We start from the raw sequence: 20,012 nt of genomic DNA on the forward strand, positions 1-20,012 counted from the left end.
GGCGCTCTTGTTTTGGTTCTCATTATCATCTAATAATGAATCTCATCTCCGAACGAGTCCCGGATCATGAGTTCTGCCTTGCACGACCAGCCATACCTCGAAAGCTGGCGCTGGATGAGTCGCCAGATCCGTTGCGCGATGGATCCCGATGAACCACGCCTGATCGAACATTACCTGGCCGAAGGACGTTATCTGGCCTGCTGCACGGCGACTTCCCCGTGGACCATCGCTGAAACCTCCTTCCGTTTGCTGCTCGACACGGCCAGCGACATCGCCTTGCCGTGGCACTGGCGCAGCCTGTGTCTCGATCAAGCCTGGCGCCCGTTGCGTGAAATGGAGCGCCTGTCGCTGTGCAACTGCCGGCTCCAGCGCTGGCAGCGCTACACCTGGCAACTGGCGACCTGCGAGTTGCAACCCTCGATTCCTCTCATTGAATTAGTCCAAGGATTTACCGATGACCAAGACACGTATTGAGCGCGACAGCATGGGCGAACTGCAGGTGCCGGTGGACGCTCTCTACGGCGCGCAGACCCAGCGCGCAGTGGATAACTTCCCGATCAGCGGCAAGCCGATGCCCACTCAATTCATCCGTGCGCTGATCCTTGCCAAAGCCGCCGCCGCGCGGGCCAACGTCGAACTCAACCAGCTCAGCGCCGGCCAGGGCAAAGCCATCAGCGATGCCGCGCAAGGCCTGCTCGAAGGCGATTTCATGCAGCATTTTCCGGTGGATATCTTCCAGACCGGTTCCGGCACCAGTTCCAACATGAATGCCAACGAAGTGATCGCGAACCTCGCCAGCCGTCTGCTTGGCGAGCCGGTCAACCCGAACGATCACGTCAACTGCGGCCAGAGCAGCAACGACATCATTCCAACCACCATCCACGTCAGCGCAGCGTTGGCCCTGCATGAACAGTTGCTGCCAGCGCTGTTGCACCTGGTGCAGGTCATCGAAAACAAAGCCGAACAGGTGCATCACCACGTCAAAACCGGTCGTACCCATTTGATGGACGCGATGCCGGTGCGCATGAGCCAGGTGCTCAATGGCTGGGCGCAGCAGCTCAAAGCCAATATCGGTCATCTGCAGGATTTGCTGCCGAGCCTGCAATCGCTGGCGCAGGGCGGTACGGCGGTCGGTACCGGGATCAATGCTCATCCGGAATTCGCTGCGCGTTTCAGCCGCCAGTTGAGCCAACTGGCGAATGTGCAATTCACTCCGGGCAAGGATCTGTTCGCGCTGATCGGCTCCCAGGACACCGCCGTCGCCGTCTCCGGCCAGCTCAAGGCCACCGCCGTGTCGCTGATGAAAATCGCCAATGACCTGCGCTGGATGAACTCCGGCCCGCTCGCCGGCCTCGGCGAAATCGAGCTGGAAGCCCTGCAACCGGGCTCCTCGATTATGCCGGGCAAGGTCAACCCGGTGATCCCGGAAGCCACCGCAATGGTTGCCGCGCAAGTTATCGGCAACGACTCGGTAATCACCATCGCCGGCCAGTCGGGCAACTTCGAACTGAACGTGATGCTGCCGATCATCGCCCAGAACCTGCTCAGCAGCATTGAGCTGCTGGCCAATGCCAGTCGTCTGCTCGGCGACAAGGCCATCGCCAGTTTCAAGGTTAACGAGTCGCGGCTCAAGGAAGCGCTGTCGCGCAACCCGATTCTGGTCACCGCGCTCAACCCGATCATCGGCTATCAGAAGGCCGCCGAAATCGCCAAGCAGGCTTACAGACAAGGGCGCCCGGTGATCGACGTCGCGCTGGAACATACCGATCTGTCCCGCAGCCAACTGGAAGAGTTGCTCAACCCCGAGAAACTCACCGCCGGCGGCGTGTAAATCCCGCAACCGCTTTGGAGGCTCACCATGGAGCACTGGAAACGCACGATCGAACGGGCCAATCGCTGCTTCATGCTCGGCGAGCTGATTGATGCCCGCGAGGCTTACCTGCAAGCCCTGGCGCTGGCGCAAGTATTGTTCGAGCGCTGGGCAGATGCCGATGAAGCGGTGGCGGCCTGCGTCATCTCCCACCACAACCTGGCGGATCTGCACTTGCGCCTGAATCAGCCGGAGGAGAGCGCCGAGTACCTCTGCGCGATTCATCAGCGGCTGTTGCAGACCATGCAGGACGAGCGCCTGCGCCCGGCCCTGCGGGAAGCGGCGTTGCGCCAGAGCAGCAAGACCTACGTCGAACTGCTGAATTTCATCAGCGAGCACGGCGAATACCCGCGCACCCAGCGCCTGCTGCACCCGGACACCGGCAACGCACGCCGCGCGTCAGCCTCACATCATCATGGAGTCCACTGAAATGGCTTTTACCTTGCCTGCCTTGCCGTACGCCTACGACGCCCTGGAACCGCACATCGATGCGCAAACCATGGAGATCCACTACACCAAGCACCACCAGACCTACATCAACAACCTCAATGCCGCCGTCGAAGGCACCGAGTACGCCGAATGGCCGGTGGAAAAACTGGTCGCCAGCGTTCAGCAGTTGCCGGAAAAACTCCGCGCGGCCGTGATCAATCAGGGGGGCGGGCATGCCAACCATTCGTTGTTCTGGGAAGTCATGGTGCCCAACGGTGGCGGCAAGCCTGACGGCGCGCTGGCCAAGGCGATCGAGGAGCAACTGGGCGGTCTCGACAGCTTCAAGGAAGCCTTCACTAAGGCCGCACTGACCCGTTTCGGCAGTGGCTGGGCCTGGCTCAGCGTCACGCCCGAGAAAAAGCTGATCGTGGAAAGCAGCGGCAATCAGGACAGCCCGTTGATGAGCGGCAATACGCCGATTCTCGGTCTGGACGTCTGGGAGCACGCCTACTACCTGCGTTATCAGAACCGCCGTCCGGAATACATCAATGCGTTCTACAACGTGATCAATTGGCCGGAAGTTGCTGCGCGCTATCAGGCTGCACTGGTTTAAGTCTTCTATAAAAACGATCCAGGGCTGACTATGGGCACTGAAACACTGGCGATTGGCGGTGGGCGCATGTTTCGTTACGCGATCGGGTCGCTGTTGCTGCTGGCGGGCATGACGTTGCTGGCGGCGCACGGGCTGGAATGGCTCGATCTGCAGCCGAAGCTGTCGCGCGCCTTGCAGGGTGGCGCGATCTGCGCCCTCGGTACGGCGCTCGGCGCGGTGCCGGTGCTGGTGATCCGGCGCATGCCGCAGAGGCTCAGCGATACGCTACTGGGTTTCGGCGCCGGCGTGATGCTGGCGGCGACCGCGTTTTCGCTGATCGTGCCGGGCATAACCGCCGCCGAAAGTCTGGGCCTGACACCTTGGGCCGCCAGCGGTCTGATCTGCTTCGGCATCATGCTCGGTGCATTCGGTTTGTATCTGGTGGATCTGAAACTGTCCGGCGCCTCACCGGAAATGCTTGTCGGCACCTTGGAACACCCAGTGATTCCGCCGCGCATCTGGCTCTTCGTCTTCGCCATCATTGCCCACAACATCCCGGAAGGCATGGCGGTGGGTGTGTCGGCTGGCGGCGGCATGCCGGATGCCGACAGTCTGGCGATGGGCATCGCCTTGCAGGATGTGCCGGAGGGATTGGTGATTGCGCTGGTCCTGGCCGGGGCGGGGATGTCGCGGGTCAAGGCGTTCTTGATCGGTGCGGCGTCAGGGCTGGTCGAACCGGTGTTTGCACTGCTCTGTGCCTGGCTGGTCAGTCTGGCGGAGCTGTTATTGCCATTGGGGCTGGCGCTGGCGGCGGGGGCGATGTTGCTGGTGGTGACTCACGAAGTCATTCCGGAATCGCGCCGCCATGGTCATGACAAGCTGGCCAGTCTTGGCTTGCTGATCGGGTTTTGTCTGATGATGGTGATGGATACCGCATTGGGCTGAAAAAAAGATCGCAGCCTCCGGCAGCTCCTACAGGGATCTGGATTCCAGTGTAGGAGCTGCCGAAGGCTGCGATCTTTTGGTCTTTTGACGATCAACCACCCTCATCGAAGTAGTTGTTGATCAACGCCACCAATGCATCCAGCGCTTCCTGTTCCTGATGGCCTTCGGTACTCAGATAGATTTTGGTGCCTTTGCCGGCAGCCAGCATCATCATCGCCATGATGCTTTTACCGTCCACCGTGTTTTCCGGGGTGCGGCCTACTCTGATGGTGCAATCGGGAAACTGGCCCGCCACCCCGACGAACTTGGCCGACGCTCGGGCATGCAGACCCAATTTGTTGATGATTTCGATTTCACGAGCAGGCATCGCGGTGTGAATCCTTTAAGTGAGGTCGCGGTGGCGAACCTGGACGTTCTTCAGGGTTTTCTGCAGGGCCTGACCCAGACGTTCAGTCAGGTAAACGGAACGGTGATGCCCGCCGGTGCAGCCAATCGCAATGGTGACATAGGCGCGGTTACTCGCGGCAAAGCGTGGCAGCCATTTGTTCAAGTAGCCGAAGATGTCCTGGAACATCTCTTCAACCTCCGGTTGTGCAGCCAGGTACTCGGCGACAGGTGCGTCGAGACCCGATTGTGCACGCAGTTCCGGTTTCCAGTACGGATTGGGCAGGCAGCGCACGTCGAACACCAGATCCGCATCCACTGGCATGCCACGCTTGAAGCCGAACGACTCGACCAGAAACGCCGTGCCCGGCTCCGGCTGGTTCAGCAGTCGCAGCTTGATGGTGTCACGCAACTGGTACAGATTGAGATTGGTGGTGTTGACCTTGAGGTCGGCCAGATCGGCGATCGGGCCGAGCAGGGCGGTCTCATCGTTGATTGCCTCGGCCAGCGAGCGATCGGCATTGCTCAACGGATGGCGCCGGCGGGTTTCCGAAAAGCGCTTGAGCAGGGTTTCATCGTCGGCATCCAGATACAACACATCGCACTGGATGTGCCGGGCCCGGACTTCTTCAAGCAGTTCGGGGAAACGCGACAGGTGGCTCGGCAGATTGCGCGCATCGATCGACACGGCCACCAGCGGCTGGGTTAGCTCGGTGTGAATCAGGGCGCGTTCGGCGAGTTCCGGTAGCAGGCCGGCCGGCAGGTTGTCGATGCAGTAGTAGCCGTTGTCCTCAAGGACATCCAGGGCGGTGCTTTTACCCGAGCCGGAACGGCCACTGACGATGATCAAACGCATGATTAATGACCGTTCTGCTCGCTCAGGACGACCTGATACAAGGCTTCGTTGCTCGGTGCGCTGCGCAGTTTTTCGCGCACTTCCTTGCGATCGAGCATGCTGGCGATCTGGCGCAGTAATTCCAGGTGGGCATCGGTGGCCGCTTCCGGGACCAGCAGAACAAACAGCAGGTCGACCGGTGCGCCGTCGATGGCATCGAAATCGATGGGGGCATCAAGGTGCATCAGCGCGCTGATAGGCGATTCGCAGCCTTTGAGGCGACAGTGGGGAATGGCGATACCGTTGCCGAAACCGGTGGAACCGAGTTTCTCACGGGCTACCAGGCTCTCGAAAACATCCTGCATGGCCAGATCCGGCACTTCTTTATGGATGAGGTTGGCAATCTGTTCGAGGGCTTTCTTTTTACTGCCGCCCGGCACGTTCACCAGGGAACGGCCGGGGGTCAGGATACTTTCAAGTCGGATCATGGGTTGGGGGTGTTAACGACCGGTTGCGCCCTGAAGGAGGCTCTGGGTCTTTTCCTTATGCTTTTTGAGTTGGCGATCCAGCTTGTCGGTCAGTGAGTCGATCGCAGCGTACATATCGGTATCTTCTGCGTTGGCGACCACTTCGCTGCCGGGTATATGCAAGGTGGCTTCGATTTTCTGCTTGAGCTTTTCGACACACATCGTGACCTGCACGTTGGTGATCTTGTCGAAATGGCGCTCCAATCGTTCGAGTTTCTCGTTGATGTAGGTGCGCAGAGGTTCGGTCACTTCCAGTTGGTGTCCACTGATGTTGACTTGCATACAGCTTCTCCTTCGTTGCCAGTGCATAAAGCGGCAGGCCGAAGAGCCTGCCACTGGAACGCTGTAACGTGGCTTACATCAACCGCTTGCGTTCGCTCGAAGGCGCGATCCCGAGGGATTCGCGGTACTTGGCGACGGTGCGGCGAGCCACCTGAATGCCTTGTGCCTCCAGTAAACCAGCGATCTTGCTGTCACTCAACGGCTTTTTCTGATTTTCCGCCGCAACCAGTTTTTTGATGATCGCGCGGATCGCCGTGGACGAGCATTCGCCGCCTTCGGAGGTGCTGACGTGGCTGGAGAAAAAGTATTTCAGTTCATAAATACCGCGCGGGGTATGCATGAATTTCTGGGTGGTGACCCGGGAAATCGTCGATTCGTGCATGCCGACCGCCTCGGCGATGTCATGCAGGACCAACGGCTTCATGGCTTCATCGCCGTATTCCAGGAAGCCGCGCTGATGCTCGACAATCTGGGTGGCCACTTTCATCAGCGTTTCGTTGCGGCTTTGCAGGCTTTTGATGAACCAGCGTGCCTCTTGGAGCTGATTGCGCATGAAGGTGTTGTCGGCACTGGTGTCGGCGCGACGGACGAAACCGGCGTACTGCGCGTTGACCCGCAGACGGGGCACCGACTCTTGGTTCAGCTCAACCAGCCAGCGCTCGTTGTCCTTGCGCACAATGACGTCGGGCACCACGTACTCGGCTTCGGTCGATTCGATCTGCGAGCCCGGGCGCGGATTGAGGCTCTGCACCAGTTCGATGACCTGGCGCAGTTCATCTTCCTTGAGCTTCATGCGCCGCATCAGTTGGCTGTAGTCGCGACTCCCCAGCAGATCAATGTAATCGCTGACCAGCCGTTTGGCTTCGTTGAGCCACGGGGTCTTGGCCGGGAGCTGACGCAGTTGCAGCAGCAGGCATTCGCCAAGGTTGCGCGCGCCGATGCCGGCGGGTTCAAACTGCTGGATGCGATGCAGAACGGCTTCGATCTCGTCCAGCTCGATGTCGAGCTCCGGATCAAAGGCGTCGAGAATTTCTTCTAGGGTTTCGTCGAGGTACCCCTGATTGTTGATGCAATCGATCAGGGTCACGGCGATCAAGCGGTCGGTGTCGGACATCGGCGCCAGGTTCAATTGCCACAACAGATGGCTTTGCAGGCTTTCCCCGGCGGAGGTGCGGGTGGTGAAGTCCCACTCGTCGTCATCGCTGCTGGGCAGGCTGCTGGCGCTGGTCTGGTAGACATCTTCCCAGGCGGTATCAACGGGCAGTTCGTTAGGAATGCGCTCGTTCCATTCGCCATCTTCCAGGTTGTCCACCGTCGGGGCGGCTTCCTGATAGGACGGTTCCTGAATGTCGGTGTTGGGTTTTTGTTCGGCGTTGTCGGCCAAAGGATCGGTATTGTCGAAGTCGTCGCCTTCTTCCTGGCGTTCGAGCATCGGATTGGATTCCAGGGCCTCCTGGATTTCCTGTTGCAGGTCCAGGGTCGACAATTGGAGCAGGCGGATGGCCTGTTGCAGCTGCGGTGTCATCGTCAGCTGCTGGCCCATTCTCAAGACTAGCGATGGTTTCATGGCAGGGGCTTAACACCTTATTCGCCGGCGCGCATGCGCCATCCACTACAGGGCGCCGGAGCGCCAAACTTAAGCAAATTATATGCCTGAAACTGTCGTGTTTGCCTAGAGCGCTGTAACAATAAAAGCGTTTTAAATCCTGCTTGAATCGATACAGCGCCCGGGCGGCTCACCGGGCACTGTTCGCTTATAGGCGGAACTCGTGGCCCAGGTACACTTCCTTCACCAGATCGTTGGCAAGGATGGTCGCCGAATCGCCTTCAGCGATCAGTTGACCGTCGTTGACGATGTAGGCGGTCTCGCAGATATCCAGGGTCTCACGCACGTTGTGGTCGGTGATCAGTACACCGATGCCCTTGGCCTTGAGGTGGTGGATGATCTGCTTGATGTCGCCGACCGAGATCGGGTCGACACCGGCGAACGGTTCGTCGAGCAGGATGAATTTCGGTGCGGTCGCCAGGGCGCGGGCGATTTCCACCCGGCGGCGTTCACCACCGGACAGGCTCATGCCGAGGTTGTCGCGGATGTGGCTGATGTGGAATTCCTGCAACAGGCTTTCCAGTTCCTTGCGACGACCGGCCTTGTCGAGTTCCGCGCGGGTTTCGAGGATGGCCATGATGTTATCGGCCACCGACAGTTTGCGGAAAATCGACGCTTCCTGCGGCAGATAGCCGATACCGGCCTTGGCACGGCCGTGCATCGGCTGATGGCTGACGTCCAGATCATCGATCAGTACGCGGCCCTGATCGGCCTGCACCAGGCCGACGATCATGTAGAAGCAGGTGGTCTTGCCCGCGCCGTTCGGGCCGAGCAGGCCAACGATCTGGCCGCTGTCGATCGACAGGCTGACGTCGCGCACAACCTGGCGGCTTTTATAGGCCTTGGCCAGGTGTTGAGCTTTCAGAGTTGCCATTACTGGGTTTTCTCGTCGGTTTTCTTCTTCGGCTGGATCACCATGTCGATACGCGGACGCGCTTCGGTGACTTTGCTGCCGGTAGCGCGACCGGCACTGGCCAGCTTCTTCACCGTGTCATAGACGATTTTCTCGCCCTGAGTGGTGTTGTTGTCCTTGTCGACAACCTTGGCCTTGTCGATCAGCACGACGCGGTTTTGCGCGGCATGGTACTGAATCGTCACACCCCAGCCCTGAACAGGCTTGGTGTCACCCTGGGTTTGCAGTTGCTCGAAGTAGGCAAGGTTGCCGACCGAAGTCACCACGTCGATGTCACCGGTCGGGGTGCGAGTGATGGTCACCGTATTGCCCTTAACGATCATCGAACCCTGGGTAATGATCACGTCACCTTTATAGGTGGCGATGCCGTTCTTGTCGTCCAGCTGGGCGTCGTCGGCCTGAATGCGGATAGGTTGCTGCTGATCGTTCGGCAGAGCCCAGGCGCTCACGCTTCCCAGTGCTGCGCCCAGACTGAGCAAAATAGGGAGGGTTTTAACGAGCCTCATACTGTCCTCTTACGTTCGATAGCAGGTGTATCCTGCTTTCCTTCAAATACGCTTTCATTCCTACACCAGTCGATACACCGCCAGCGCCGTCGATTCTAACGGGTTGCTCGGTCTGCGCATATTGTTGCTGCGGGAACACCGTCATGCGAGTGGAGGTGACCAGCAGATCGCGGTTCTTTTCGTCGGTGCGCTTGATGCGCACGGAATCGATCAGTTCGACCTGCGTGCCGTCCGGATTCACTTCGCCACGCTCACTGGTTACGTGCCACGGAAATTCGGTGCCGCGGTACATGTTCAGGTCGGGTTTGGTCACGAGTGTGATGTCCGTTGCCTTGACGTGCTCGGCCTTGTCGGAGGTCATCTCGTACTGCACTTTGCCGTCTGGCAAGTATTGCAGAGTGTGTGTGTTGGTGGCGTACCAGTCGATAGCGGTGTCTTCGACTTTGGCCACAGGCTTGTCGAGGAAGCGTTCCGGACTGATGTTCCAGTAGCCGACCGCCGCAAACATGGCGGCGATGCAGCCGAACAGCAGGAAGTTGCGAAATTTTTTGCTAAACATGGTTTGGCTCACAGGTACGCGGCGTTGGCCGCATCGAGGCGGCCCTGGGCGCGCAGGATCAATTCGCAGAATTCGCGGGCGGCACCTTCGCCGCCACGGGCCCGAGTGACGCCATGGGCGTGTTCGCGCACGAAATCGGCAGCATTGGCAACGGCCATGCCCAGACCTACGCGGCGGATCACCGGCAGGTCAGGCAAGTCGTCACCGAGGTAGGCGACCTGTTCATAGCTTAGGCCCAGTTGCGCCAGTAGACCGTCCAGAACCACCAATTTGTCTTCGCGGCCCTGAAACAGGTGCGGGATACCGAGGTTCTTCGCCCGACGTTCAACCACCGGCGTCTTGCGGCCACTGATGATGGCGGTCTCGACACCGGCATTCATCAGCATCTTGATGCCTTGGCCGTCGAGGGTGTTGAAGGTCTTGAATTCGCTGCCGTCTTCGAGGAAGTACAGGCGCCCGTCGGTGAGGACGCCGTCGACGTCGAACACCGCCAGTTTGATCGCTTTGCCGCGCTGCAGCAGATCGGTTGTCATTACATCACTCCTGCACGCAGCAGATCGGAGAGGTTGAAGGCGCCGATCGGGCGATCTTCTTCGTCCACGACCACCAGTGCGTTGATTCGGTGGTCTTCCATGATTTTCAGGGCTTCAGCGGCGAGCATCTCTGGTCGTGCGGTCTTGCCGTGTGCGGTCATGACCTGGTCGATGGTGGCGCTGCGGATGTCGATGCTGCGGTCCAGCGTGCGACGCAAGTCACCGTCGGTGAAGATCCCGGCCAGTTTGCCATCGGCTTCGACAATCGCGGTCATGCCCAGACCCTTGCGGGTCATTTCCATGAGCGCGTCCTTGAGCAGGGTGCCGCGCTGCACTTGCGGCAGCTCTAGCCCGGCGTGCATGACATTTTCCACTTTCAGCAGCAGGCGTCGACCCAGAGCGCCGCCCGGGTGCGAAAAAGCAAAATCTTCGGCGGTGAAACCACGCGCTTCGAGCAGCGCCACGGCCAGGGCATCGCCCATGACCAGCGCGGCGGTGGTCGAGGAAGTCGGTGCCAGGTTCAGTGGGCAGGCTTCGTGTTCGACGTGAACGTTGAGATTGACTTCGGCGGCCTTGGCCAGCGGCGATTGCGGATTGCCGGTGAGGCTGATCAACTGGATGCCAAGGCGCTTGATCAATGGCAGCAGGGTGACGATTTCGTTGGTCGAGCCAGAGTTGGAGAGCGCGAGGATCACGTCGTCGCGGGTGATCATGCCCATGTCGCCATGGCTGGCTTCGGCCGGATGGACGAAAAATGCCGGGGTGCCGGTGCTGGCCAGGGTCGCGGCAATCTTGTTGCCGACGTGCCCGGATTTGCCCATGCCGACCACGACCACACGGCCCTTGCTGGCCAGAATCATCTCGCAAGCGCGTACGAAATCGGCGTCGATATGGGGCAACAAGCCTTGTACGGCTTCCACTTCGAGGCGGATGGTGCGTTGTGCAGATTGAATCAGGTCGCTGGATTGGCTCATGTCAGAAATCGTATAGCCCGATGAAAAGGCGGCGATTATAGCGGTTATGTTGAAAAGCCTCACGCAAGTTCGTCGTGCTTTGTCATTCCTTGTCACCAAAACCCCGAAAAAGTGCCATCAGGCCTGTCATATCGTTGAACGCGGAGGGGCAGGGGCCTTGGGCGCTTGGCGTTTGCAGTGATATAGTTCGCCGCCAGTTCGGCCTGCCCGGGAGGTATGTGCTTTCTGCGGAAAGCCAGGCGTCCGAGTGAGAGGCTGCATCGCAAGGAGTTTAGATGAGTGCCGATAACGCCTACGCGGTCGAGCTGAAGGGAGTCTCCTTCAAGCGCGGTGCGCGCAGCATTTTCAATAACGTCGATATTCGCATCCCGCGTGGCAAGGTTACCGGCATCATGGGGCCTTCCGGGTGTGGCAAGACCACCCTGCTGCGTTTGATGGGCGCGCAATTGCGTCCTGCCAGCGGGGAAGTCTGGGTCAACGGTCAGAACCTGCCGACGCTGTCGCGCAGTGATCTGTTCGATGCGCGCAAGCACATGGGCGTGCTGTTTCAGAGCGGCGCGCTGTTCACCGATCTCGATGTCTTCGAGAACGTGGCTTTTCCCCTGCGTGTTCATACCCAACTGCCGGATGAAATGATCCGCGACATCGTCCTGCTCAAGTTGCAGGCGGTCGGTCTGCGCGGTGCGATCGAGCTGATGCCTGACGAGCTGTCCGGCGGCATGAAGCGGCGGGTCGCCCTGGCTCGGGCGATTGCGCTCGATCCGCAGATTCTCATGTATGACGAGCCTTTCGTCGGTCAGGATCCGATCGCCATGGGCGTGCTGGTACGCCTGATCCGTCTGCTCAACGATGCGCTGGGCATCACCAGCATCGTGGTCTCCCACGATCTGGCCGAAACCGCGAGCATCGCTGACTACATCTATGTAGTGGGTGATGGTCAGGTGCTGGGGCAGGGCACGCCGGACGAATTGATGAATTCGGATGAGCCGCGTATTCGCCAGTTCATGACCGGCAACCCCGATGGCCCGGTGCCGTACCATTTTCCAGCGACGGATTACCGCGCAGATCTTCTGGGGAAGCGCTGATGCGCAGAATTTCATTAATAGAACGCGTACGCCGCTTCGGCGAGGCGGCGATCGACGCCGTCGCGGTGTTTGGCCGCGCGACCCTGTTCCTGTTTCACGCCTTGCTCGGTCGCGGTGGCATCAGTGGCGGTTTCGGCCTGCTGGTCAAGCAACTGCACTCCGTTGGCGTGATGTCGCTGGTGATCATCGTCGTGTCCGGGATTTTCATCGGCATGGTGTTGGCGTTGCAGGGCTTCAGTATTCTGTCGAGCTACGGTTCGGAGCAGGCTGTAGGGCAGATGGTGGCCCTGACGTTGCTGCGTGAACTGGGGCCGGTGGTGACGGCGCTGTTGTTTGCCGGGCGTGCCGGTTCGGCGCTGACCGCGGAAATCGGCAACATGAAGTCCACCGAACAGCTTTCCAGCCTGGAAATGATCGGTGTCGATCCGCTTAAGTACATTATTGCCCCGCGTCTATGGGCCGGTTTCATTTCCCTGCCGGTGCTGGCGATGATTTTCAGCGTGGTGGGGATCTGGGGTGGTTCGTGGGTGGCTGTCGACTGGCTTGGCGTGTATGAAGGCTCGTACTGGGCGAACATGCAGAACAGCGTGAACTTCACCAGTGATGTGCTCAACGGCGTCATCAAAAGTATCGTTTTCGCCTTCGTCGTGACCTGGATCGCCGTATTCCAAGGCTATGACTGTGAGCCCACTTCCGAGGGCATCAGTCGCGCCACCACCAAGACCGTGGTATTCGCCTCGCTGGCGGTACTGGGCCTGGACTTTATTCTGACCGCTTTGATGTTTGGAGATTTCTGATGCAAAACCGCACCCTGGAAATCGGTGTCGGCCTGTTCCTGCTGGCAGGGATCCTGGCTTTGTTGCTATTGGCTCTGCGGGTCAGTGGCCTGTCTCCGACTTCGACCACCGACACCTATAAATTGTATGCCTACTTCGACAATATCGCCGGTTTGACGGTCAGAGCCAAAGTGACCATGGCCGGTGTGACCATCGGCAAGGTCACGGCAATCGATCTGGATCGCGACAGCTTTACCGGTCGGGTAACCCTGCAAGTGGACAAAAAGGTCGACAACCTGCCGACCGACTCCACAGCGTCTATCCTGACCGCTGGTCTGTTGGGCGAGAAGTACATCGGTATCAGTGTGGGCGGCGAAGACACCCGTCTGAAGGATGGTGGAACCATCCACGACACTCAGTCGTCTCTGGTACTGGAAGACCTGATCGGTAAATTCCTGCTCAATACCGTTAGCAAAGACGCCAAATGAGGAGCTTTTGAATGATCTCTACCTTGCGACGTGGCCTGTTGGTGTTGCTTGCGGCACTGCCACTGCTGGCGAATGCTGCACCTGGGCAGTCGGCACACGACCTGATTCAGGACACCACGAACCGGATGCTGGCCGATCTGTCGGCCAATAAAGAGAAGTACAAGCAGGATCCGCAGGATTTCTATGCCGCGCTGAACAGCATTGTTGGTCCGGTGGTGGATGCCGAGGGCATTTCCAAAAGCATCATGACCGTGAAGTATTCGCGCAAGGCCACGCCTGAGCAGATGCAGCGCTTTCAAGAGAACTTCAAGCGTGGACTGTTCCAGTTCTACGGCAACGCTTTGCTCGAGTACAACAACCAGGGCATCACCGTAGATCCGGCCAAGGATGAGTCAGGCGATCGCACCAGCGTCGGCATGACTGTCAAGGGCAGCAACGGCGCGATCTATCCTGTGCAGTACACGCTGGAGAAGATCAACGGCGAATGGAAACTGCGCAACGTGATCATCAACGGCATCAACATCGGCAAGCTGTTCCGTGACCAGTTCGCCGACGCGATGCAGCGCAATGGCAACGACCTGGACAAGACCATCAATAATTGGGCTGGCGAAGTGGCCAAGGCCAAGGAAACCACCGAGAAAGCTGCCGAGAAGCCAGCGCAATGAACGAGGCGGCAGTTCGTATGAGTGACGTCGACGAGCTATTGCTCAGCGGAGTGCTGGACTATCGCACAGGTCCCGACCTGCGCAAGGAAGGCCAGCAGCTGATCAAGTCCAGCCAGGCGGCATCGCTGGTGATCGATTGCTCGGCAGTGAAGAAGTCCAGCAGCGTCGGCTTGTCCTTGCTGCTGTGCTTCATGCGCGATGCTCAGGCGGCCGGTAAGGCCGTCAGCATCCGCGCGATGCCGGAAGACATGCGCGAAATCGCTCAGGTCAGTGAACTGACCGAGTTACTGGCGCACCCCTGAACCCGCATCGATAAACAAGCCCCCCGTCAGAGTCCTGCCAATGCGGGGTTCGCAGGCGCGGGGCTTTTTTGTATGATGTCCGACCCGTGCGCACAGGGCGCCGATTGAGGTTGAGCATGCAGGCCGTAGAAGTGAAGAGCTTCCTTGAAGGAAAGCTGCCAGGAACGCAGGTGGAAGTTGAAGGCGAAGGCTGCAACTTCCAGCTGAACGTGATTAGTGATGAACTGGCGGCGTTGAGCCCGGTCAAGCGTCAGCAAAGCATCTATGCCCATTTGAACCCTTGGATCGCCGATGGCAGCATCCACGCGGTCACTATGAAATTTTTCAGCAGCGCGGCCTGGGCCGAGCGCACCTGAGCCCTAGGGCGTCGAGATTCTTATGGATAAATTGATTATTACCGGTGGCGTTCGTCTTGATGGCGAAATCCGTATCTCCGGGGCGAAGAACTCCGCCCTGCCGATTCTGGCTGCCACCCTGCTGTGCGATGGCCCGGTGACCGTTGGCAACCTGCCGCACCTGCACGACATCACCACCATGATCGAGCTGTTCGGTCGCATGGGCATCGAGCCGGTGATCGACGAGAAACTCAGCGTCGAAATCGACCCGCGCACCATCAAGACCCTGATCGCGCCGTACGAGCTGGTGAAAACCATGCGTGCCTCGATCCTGGTACTGGGCCCGATGGTTGCCCGTTTCGGTGAAGCCGAAGTCGCCCTGCCTGGCGGTTGCGCAATCGGTTCGCGTCCGGTCGACCTGCACATCCGTGGCCTCGAAGCCATGGGCGCGGTGATCGACGTCGAAGGCGGCTACATCAAGGCCAAGGCGCCTGAAGGCGGCCTGCGCGGTGCGCACTTCTTCTTCGATACCGTCAGCGTGACCGGTACCGAAAACATCATGATGGCAGCCGCCCTGGCCAAGGGTCGCAGCGTGCTGCAGAACGCTGCGCGTGAGCCTGAAGTGGTTGACCTGGCGAACTTCCTCAATGCCATGGGTGCCAAGGTATCCGGCGCCGGCACCGACACCATCACCATTGATGGCGTCGAGCGCCTGGGTTCGTGCTTCTACAAAGTCATGCCTGACCGTATCGAAACCGGCACCTACCTGGTGGCCGCTGCGGTCACCGGTGGCCGTGTGAAGGTCAAGGACACTGATCCGACCATTCTTGAAGCGGTCCTGGAAAAGCTCCGTGAGTCCGGTGCGGAAATCACCTGCGGTGAAGACTGGATCGAGCTGAACATGCACGGCAAGCGCCCGAAAGCGGTCAACGTGCGCACAGCGCCGTACCCGGCATTCCCGACCGACATGCAGGCGCAGTTCATCTCGCTCAACGCCATTGCCGAAGGCACCGGTGCAGTGATCGAGACGATCTTCGAAAACCGTTTCATGCACGTGTACGAACTGCACCGCATGGGCGCCAAGATCCAGGTCGAAGGCAACACTGCGATCGTCACCGGTACTGAAGTCCTGAAGGGCGCGCCAGTGATGGCCACCGACCTGCGTGCTTCGGCCAGCCTGGTGATCTCGGCACTGGTTGCTGAAGGCGACACCCTGATCGACCGCATCTACCACATAGACCGTGGTTACGAGTGCATCGAAGAAAAACTGCAGATGCTGGGCGCCAAGATCCGTCGCGTTCCGGGCTGATTGCTGCATGCGGACACAGGGACGTGTCCACTGAATTTGTTTCGAGTCGAGCCGGTATCCGGCTCGATGTGTGTCCGGCGCCGATTGCGACCGGGCATGAGTACCTTGATAAGGACTGACGTTTCCCATGTTGACCATCGCACTGTCCAAGGGCCGCATCCTTGACGACACTCTGCCGCTTCTCGCTGAAGCGGGCATCGTGCCGACCGAGAATCCGGACAAGAGCCGCAAGCTGATCATCCCTACCACTCAGGATGACGTACGTCTGTTGATCGTGCGTGCCACCGACGTGCCGACCTACGTCGAGCATGGCGCGGCCGACCTCGGCGTCGCCGGTAAAGACGTGTTGATGGAATACACCGGCCAGGGCCTGTACGAGCCGCTGGATCTGCAGATTGCCCAGTGCAAGCTGATGACCGCCGGCAAGATCGGTGCGCCGGAACCCAAGGGCCGTCTGCGTGTGGCGACCAAGTTCGTCAATGTCGCCAAGCGTTACTACGCCGAACAGGGTCGTCAGGTCGATATCATCAAGCTCTACGGCTCGATGGAGCTGGCGCCGCTGATCGGTCTGGCCGACAAGATCATCGACGTGGTCGACACCGGCAACACCCTGCGCGCCAATGGCCTGGAACCTCAGGAACTGATCGCCACGATCAGCTCGCGCCTGGTGGTCAACAAGGCTTCGATGAAGATGCAACACGCCCGAATCCAGGCGTTGATCGATACCCTGCGCAACGCAGTGGAATCGCGACACCGCGGCTGATGTACCTGCGCGACCCCTGGTCGCGCCGTCTATCCGCCTCATAGCCAGAATTCTCAGGTGCCCAAGCGGATCGAATGATAGTTTCGGGCGCCTGAGTTTTTCGCCATTCCTATGAGGCTCTCGCTATGACCGCACCGACTGCAATTCGCCGACTCAACGCTGCTGACCCGGATTTCGCGCATCATCTGGATCATCTGCTGAGCTGGGAAAGTGTGTCTGACGACTCGGTCAATCAGCGCGTGCTGGACATCATCAAGGCGGTGCGCGAGCGCGGTGACGCGGCGCTCGTCGAGTTCACCCAGAAGTTCGACGGCCTCGAAGTCGCCTCGATGGCCGAGCTGATCCTGCCGCGCGAGCGCCTGGAACTGGCCCTGACCCGCATTACCGTGGCACAGCGCGAAGCGCTGGAAAAAGCCGCCGCGCGGGTGCGCAGCTACCACGAAAAACAGAAACAGGACTCCTGGAGCTACACCGAAGCCGACGGCACCGTGCTCGGCCAGAAGGTCACACCATTGGATCGCGCCGGCCTGTATGTGCCGGGCGGCAAGGCGTCGTACCCGTCGTCGGTGTTGATGAACGCGATTCCGGCCAAGGTCGCCGGCGTGACCGAAGTGGTCATGGTCGTGCCGACCCCGCGCGGTGAAATCAATGAGCTGGTGCTGGCGGCGGCGTGCATTGCCGGCGTTGACCGGGTGTTCACCATCGGCGGCGCGCAAGCGGTTGCCGCGCTGGCTTACGGCACCGAAAGCGTGCCGCAGGTGGACAAGGTCGTCGGCCCGGGCAACATCTATGTCGCCACCGCCAAACGCCACGTGTTCGGTCAGGTCGGCATCGACATGATCGCCGGCCCGTCGGAAATCCTTGTGGTGTGTGACGGCCAGACCGATCCGGACTGGATCGCCATGGACCTGTTCTCCCAGGCCGAGCACGACGAAGACGCCCAGGCGATTCTGGTCAGCCCCGATGCCGAGTTCCTCGACAAGGTCGCCGCCAGCATCGACAAACTGCTGCCGACCATGGATCGCGCAACCATCATCGAAACCTCGATCAATGGTCGCGGTGCGCTGATCCACGTGCGTGACATGGCGCAAGCCATCGAAGTCGCCAACCGCATCGCCCCGGAACACCTCGAATTGTCGGTGGCCGACCCGCAAGCCTGGCTGCCGCAGATCCGTCACGCCGGCGCGATCTTCATGGGCCGCCACACCTCCGAAGCGCTGGGCGATTACTGCGCCGGTCCGAACCACGTGCTGCCGACCTCCGGCACTGCGCGGTTCTCCTCGCCGCTGGGTGTGTACGACTTCCAGAAACGTTCGTCGATCATCTTCTGCTCCGAGGCCGGTGCTTCCGAGCTGGGCAAGACTGCTTCGGTGCTGGCCCGTGGCGAATCCCTCAGCGCGCACGCACGCAGCGCCGAATACCGCATCAAAGATGCAGACTTTCTGCAAGGGCAGGGGGAGTGAACATGAGTAAATTCTGGAGCCCGTTCGTCAAGGATCTGGTGCCGTATGTGCCGGGCGAACAGCCAAAGCTGACCAAACTGGTCAAGCTCAACACCAACGAAAACCCCTACGGCCCGTCGCCAAAAGCCTTGGCGGCGATGCAGGCCGAACTCAACGACAACCTGCGCCTGTACCCGGACCCGAACAGCGATCTGCTGAAAAACGCCGTCGCCAACTACTACGGCGTGCAGAGCAATCAGGTGTTCCTCGGCAACGGTTCGGACGAAGTGCTGGCGCACATCTTCCACGGTCTGTTGCAACACGAGCAGCCGCTGCTGTTCCCGGACATCAGCTACAGCTTCTATCCGGTGTATTGCGGTCTGTACGGTATCCAGTTCGATGCCGTGCCGCTGGACGCGGGGTTCCAGATCAACCCGGCGGACTACGCCAAACCGAACGGCGGGATCATCTTCCCCAATCCGAACGCACCGACCGGTTGCCTGCTGGCACTGGAAGCGGTCGAGCAGATTCTCCAGGCCAGCCCGGATTCGGTGGTTGTGGTGGATGAGGCCTACATCGACTTCGGCGGCGAAACCGCGATCAGTCTGGTGGATCGTTATCCGAATCTGCTGGTGACCCAGACCCTGTCCAAGTCGCGTTCGCTGGCCGGCCTGCGCGTGGGTCTGGCGGTGGGGCACCCGGATCTGATCGAGGCACTGGAGCGAATCAAGAACAGCTTCAACTCCTATCCGCTGGATCGCCTGGCGATTGTCGGCGCGACGGCGGCGTTCGAGGATCGCGAGTACTTCGACAAGACCTGCCGTCTGGTAATCGAGAGCCGTGAATGGGTGATCGCGCAATTGCAGGCCAAGGGTTTTGAGGTGTTGCCGTCGGCGGCGAACTTTATCTTCGCCCGGCACCCGCAACACGATGCTGCGGGGCTGGCGGCCAAGCTGCGCGAGCAGGGCGTGATCGTGCGCCACTTCAAGCAGGAGCGGATTGCGCAATTTTTGCGGATTTCGATTGGTACGCCGGAGCAGAATCAGGCGCTGATCGACGGCCTGGGCGACCTCTGAACCGCCTTCGCGAGCAAGCCCGCTCCCACATTAGGTACGCGGTTAAACTGTGGGAGCTGGCTTGCTCGCGAAGGGGACACCGCCAATACCAGCCGTCTACTCGTGATGCGGTTCGCCAAGGAACGTCAGCGAACTGAACAGCCCGCGACTGTTCACATCAGTGCTGTCCTTCACCGGCACCTCAACCTGCGCTGCAATCACGTTCAACCCTTCATTACGCACCAGCACTTGCGCACGACCGTCCTTGTCCGTCTCGGTGCTCAGGGTGTTCGGCGCATTACGATAGTCGCCAATCAGCATGACGCCCGCTGCCGGTTTGCCATCGAGCAGCACCCGTACCGGCAGTGATTTGCCCGGTCCGACGGTCAGCGGATCAACCTCCGGCAAAATCAGCAACTTGATCTGCTCGAGCTTCGGCAACTTCGCCCCCGGTTGATAAATCGCCAGGCTGTACTTGAACGTCTCGGTGGCTTCGACAGCGCCCGGCACTTTGCTGCGGCCTTCGTTGATCCATTTCTTGTCGGCGGTTTGCGACCACATGCCGTTGTTCAGTGCGACGGCCAGTACTGCCGGCGGCTTGAGAGGCTTGAGACGTGCGTGATCGGCCAGGCGTTCGACGCTGACCGGGATCATCTTGCCACCGGCATCGTAAGCCCAGGCGCCGCTGATTTTCTGCGCCTTGAAGGCATTGTCTTCGGCGCCGTGGCCGTAGATCACTTCGATGTTGCCGCGCCGTTGTTCGGTCCACAGGCCGTGGGCCGAGGCCTGAGTGGCGAACAGGGCGGCGATGATCAGCAGGGTTTTGCCGTATTGCAT

26 protein-coding genes are annotated in these 20,012 nt (G+C 59.9%); 15 read left to right on the plus strand and 11 right to left on the minus strand.

All coding sequences use genetic code 11. The features are described from left to right. Nucleotides 1-66: 66 nt before the first annotated feature. From ACS4NR_RS26155 to ACS4NR_RS26175, 5 genes are read left to right on the plus strand one after another with little or no spacing between them, the layout of a single operon-like run. Complete coding sequence (locus ACS4NR_RS26155; RefSeq protein ID WP_456018698.1) at nt 67-474, plus strand: FagA protein; 408 nt, start codon at nt 67-69, stop codon at nt 472-474. Then, nucleotides 455-1,831 (plus strand): class II fumarate hydratase, encoded by a 1,377-nt coding sequence (locus tag ACS4NR_RS26160; RefSeq protein WP_456018699.1) that lies wholly within the window; start codon nt 455-457, stop codon nt 1,829-1,831. Before ACS4NR_RS26155 ends, ACS4NR_RS26160 begins: the two co-directional genes overlap by 20 nt. A gap of 27 nt (nt 1,832-1,858) precedes the next feature. Then, entirely contained in the window at nt 1,859-2,299 is a 441-nt protein-coding gene (locus tag ACS4NR_RS26165; protein WP_007967199.1) for a hypothetical protein, read from the plus strand. 1 nt (nt 2,300) lies between these two features. Continuing rightward, nucleotides 2,301-2,912 carry a superoxide dismutase gene (locus ACS4NR_RS26170; RefSeq protein WP_007967201.1) on the plus strand — a complete coding sequence of 204 codons (612 nt, stop codon included), beginning with the start codon at nt 2,301-2,303 and terminating at the stop codon, nt 2,910-2,912. 30 nt (nt 2,913-2,942) lie between these two features. Continuing rightward, nucleotides 2,943-3,836 (plus strand): ZIP family metal transporter, encoded by an 894-nt coding sequence (locus ACS4NR_RS26175; RefSeq protein WP_456018700.1) that lies wholly within the window; start codon nt 2,943-2,945, stop codon nt 3,834-3,836. Between the two features lie 91 nt (nt 3,837-3,927). Here ACS4NR_RS26175 and ACS4NR_RS26180 read toward each other — a convergent pair whose 3' ends face one another. From ACS4NR_RS26180 to ACS4NR_RS26225, 10 genes are all read right to left on the minus strand, one after another. Continuing rightward, on the minus strand, nt 3,928-4,203 hold the full coding sequence (locus ACS4NR_RS26180; protein ID WP_095139492.1) for an HPr family phosphocarrier protein: 276 nt from the start codon (nt 4,201-4,203) through the stop codon (nt 3,928-3,930). 15 nt (nt 4,204-4,218) lie between these two features. Beyond that, a complete protein-coding gene (gene rapZ / locus ACS4NR_RS26185) occupies nt 4,219-5,076 on the minus strand; it encodes an RNase adapter RapZ (protein ID WP_095139493.1) in 858 nt (285 codons plus the stop codon). Between the two features lie 2 nt (nt 5,077-5,078). After that, entirely contained in the window at nt 5,079-5,543 is a 465-nt protein-coding gene (gene ptsN, locus ACS4NR_RS26190) for a PTS IIA-like nitrogen regulatory protein PtsN (RefSeq protein WP_095139494.1), read from the minus strand. Nucleotides 5,544-5,555: 12 nt separating this feature from the next. Continuing rightward, complete coding sequence (gene hpf / locus ACS4NR_RS26195; protein WP_025109458.1) at nt 5,556-5,864, minus strand: ribosome hibernation-promoting factor, HPF/YfiA family; 309 nt, start codon at nt 5,862-5,864, stop codon at nt 5,556-5,558. 73 nt (nt 5,865-5,937) lie between these two features. Next, complete coding sequence (locus ACS4NR_RS26200) at nt 5,938-7,431, minus strand: RNA polymerase factor sigma-54 (protein WP_027610846.1); 1,494 nt, start codon at nt 7,429-7,431, stop codon at nt 5,938-5,940. 187 nt (nt 7,432-7,618) lie between these two features. Beyond that, nucleotides 7,619-8,344 carry an LPS export ABC transporter ATP-binding protein gene (gene lptB / locus ACS4NR_RS26205; protein WP_095139495.1) on the minus strand — a complete coding sequence of 242 codons (726 nt, stop codon included), beginning with the start codon at nt 8,342-8,344 and terminating at the stop codon, nt 7,619-7,621. Further along, nucleotides 8,344-8,889, minus strand: a complete 546-nt coding sequence (gene lptA / locus ACS4NR_RS26210) for a lipopolysaccharide transport periplasmic protein LptA (RefSeq protein ID WP_103485943.1) — start codon at nt 8,887-8,889, stop codon at nt 8,344-8,346. Before lptA ends, lptB begins: the two co-directional genes overlap by 1 nt. Further along, complete coding sequence (lptC, locus tag ACS4NR_RS26215) at nt 8,876-9,448, minus strand: LPS export ABC transporter periplasmic protein LptC (protein ID WP_095139497.1); 573 nt, start codon at nt 9,446-9,448, stop codon at nt 8,876-8,878. Before lptC ends, lptA begins: the two co-directional genes overlap by 14 nt. An 8-nt stretch (nt 9,449-9,456) precedes the next feature. After that, on the minus strand, nt 9,457-9,981 hold the full coding sequence (locus ACS4NR_RS26220; RefSeq protein ID WP_007967216.1) for a KdsC family phosphatase: 525 nt from the start codon (nt 9,979-9,981) through the stop codon (nt 9,457-9,459). Continuing rightward, the gene (locus tag ACS4NR_RS26225) at nt 9,981-10,955 is read right to left on the minus strand and encodes a KpsF/GutQ family sugar-phosphate isomerase (RefSeq protein ID WP_456018701.1); all 975 of its coding nucleotides are present in this window, start codon (nt 10,953-10,955) and stop codon (nt 9,981-9,983) included. The genes ACS4NR_RS26220 and ACS4NR_RS26225 overlap by 1 nt, the downstream gene beginning before the upstream one ends. Before the next feature lie 275 nt (nt 10,956-11,230). Here ACS4NR_RS26225 and ACS4NR_RS26230 point away from each other — a divergent pair, with 275 nt between their 5' ends. The 10 genes from ACS4NR_RS26230 to hisC all read left to right on the plus strand — a co-directional run bounded on the left by ACS4NR_RS26230 (nt 11,231) and on the right by hisC (nt 19,196). Further along, nucleotides 11,231-12,040, plus strand: coding sequence for an ATP-binding cassette domain-containing protein (locus ACS4NR_RS26230; RefSeq protein WP_095139498.1), 810 nt, complete (start codon nt 11,231-11,233; stop codon nt 12,038-12,040). Beyond that, complete coding sequence (gene mlaE, locus ACS4NR_RS26235; RefSeq protein ID WP_003221704.1) at nt 12,040-12,837, plus strand: lipid asymmetry maintenance ABC transporter permease subunit MlaE; 798 nt, start codon at nt 12,040-12,042, stop codon at nt 12,835-12,837. Before ACS4NR_RS26230 ends, mlaE begins: the two co-directional genes overlap by 1 nt. Continuing rightward, the gene (mlaD, locus tag ACS4NR_RS26240; protein WP_007967220.1) at nt 12,837-13,304 is read left to right on the plus strand and encodes an outer membrane lipid asymmetry maintenance protein MlaD; all 468 of its coding nucleotides are present in this window, start codon (nt 12,837-12,839) and stop codon (nt 13,302-13,304) included. Before mlaE ends, mlaD begins: the two co-directional genes overlap by 1 nt. An 11-nt stretch (nt 13,305-13,315) precedes the next feature. After that, complete coding sequence (locus ACS4NR_RS26245; protein WP_095139499.1) at nt 13,316-13,969, plus strand: MlaC/ttg2D family ABC transporter substrate-binding protein; 654 nt, start codon at nt 13,316-13,318, stop codon at nt 13,967-13,969. Next, entirely contained in the window at nt 13,966-14,271 is a 306-nt protein-coding gene (locus tag ACS4NR_RS26250) for an STAS domain-containing protein (RefSeq protein ID WP_115986702.1), read from the plus strand. Before ACS4NR_RS26245 ends, ACS4NR_RS26250 begins: the two co-directional genes overlap by 4 nt. A gap of 116 nt (nt 14,272-14,387) precedes the next feature. Beyond that, on the plus strand, nt 14,388-14,627 hold the full coding sequence (locus ACS4NR_RS26255) for a BolA family protein (protein ID WP_007953556.1): 240 nt from the start codon (nt 14,388-14,390) through the stop codon (nt 14,625-14,627). A gap of 22 nt (nt 14,628-14,649) precedes the next feature. Beyond that, entirely contained in the window at nt 14,650-15,915 is a 1,266-nt protein-coding gene (murA, locus tag ACS4NR_RS26260; protein ID WP_115986701.1) for a UDP-N-acetylglucosamine 1-carboxyvinyltransferase, read from the plus strand. A gap of 127 nt (nt 15,916-16,042) precedes the next feature. Further along, nucleotides 16,043-16,678, plus strand: coding sequence for an ATP phosphoribosyltransferase (hisG, locus tag ACS4NR_RS26265; RefSeq protein ID WP_007912384.1), 636 nt, complete (start codon nt 16,043-16,045; stop codon nt 16,676-16,678). Between the two features lie 125 nt (nt 16,679-16,803). Beyond that, on the plus strand, nt 16,804-18,141 hold the full coding sequence (gene hisD, locus ACS4NR_RS26270) for a histidinol dehydrogenase (RefSeq protein ID WP_456018702.1): 1,338 nt from the start codon (nt 16,804-16,806) through the stop codon (nt 18,139-18,141). Nucleotides 18,142-18,143: 2 nt separating this feature from the next. Then, the gene (gene hisC, locus ACS4NR_RS26275; RefSeq protein WP_456018703.1) at nt 18,144-19,196 is read left to right on the plus strand and encodes a histidinol-phosphate transaminase; all 1,053 of its coding nucleotides are present in this window, start codon (nt 18,144-18,146) and stop codon (nt 19,194-19,196) included. 96 nt (nt 19,197-19,292) lie between these two features. Here the strand turns inward: hisC and ACS4NR_RS26280 are convergent, their stop codons facing one another. Continuing rightward, nucleotides 19,293-20,012: a DUF4198 domain-containing protein gene (locus ACS4NR_RS26280; protein ID WP_456018704.1), complete on the minus strand. Its 720-nt coding sequence runs from the start codon at nt 20,010-20,012 to the stop codon at nt 19,293-19,295.

The organism is Pseudomonas sp. JQ36 (assembly GCF_053851495.1).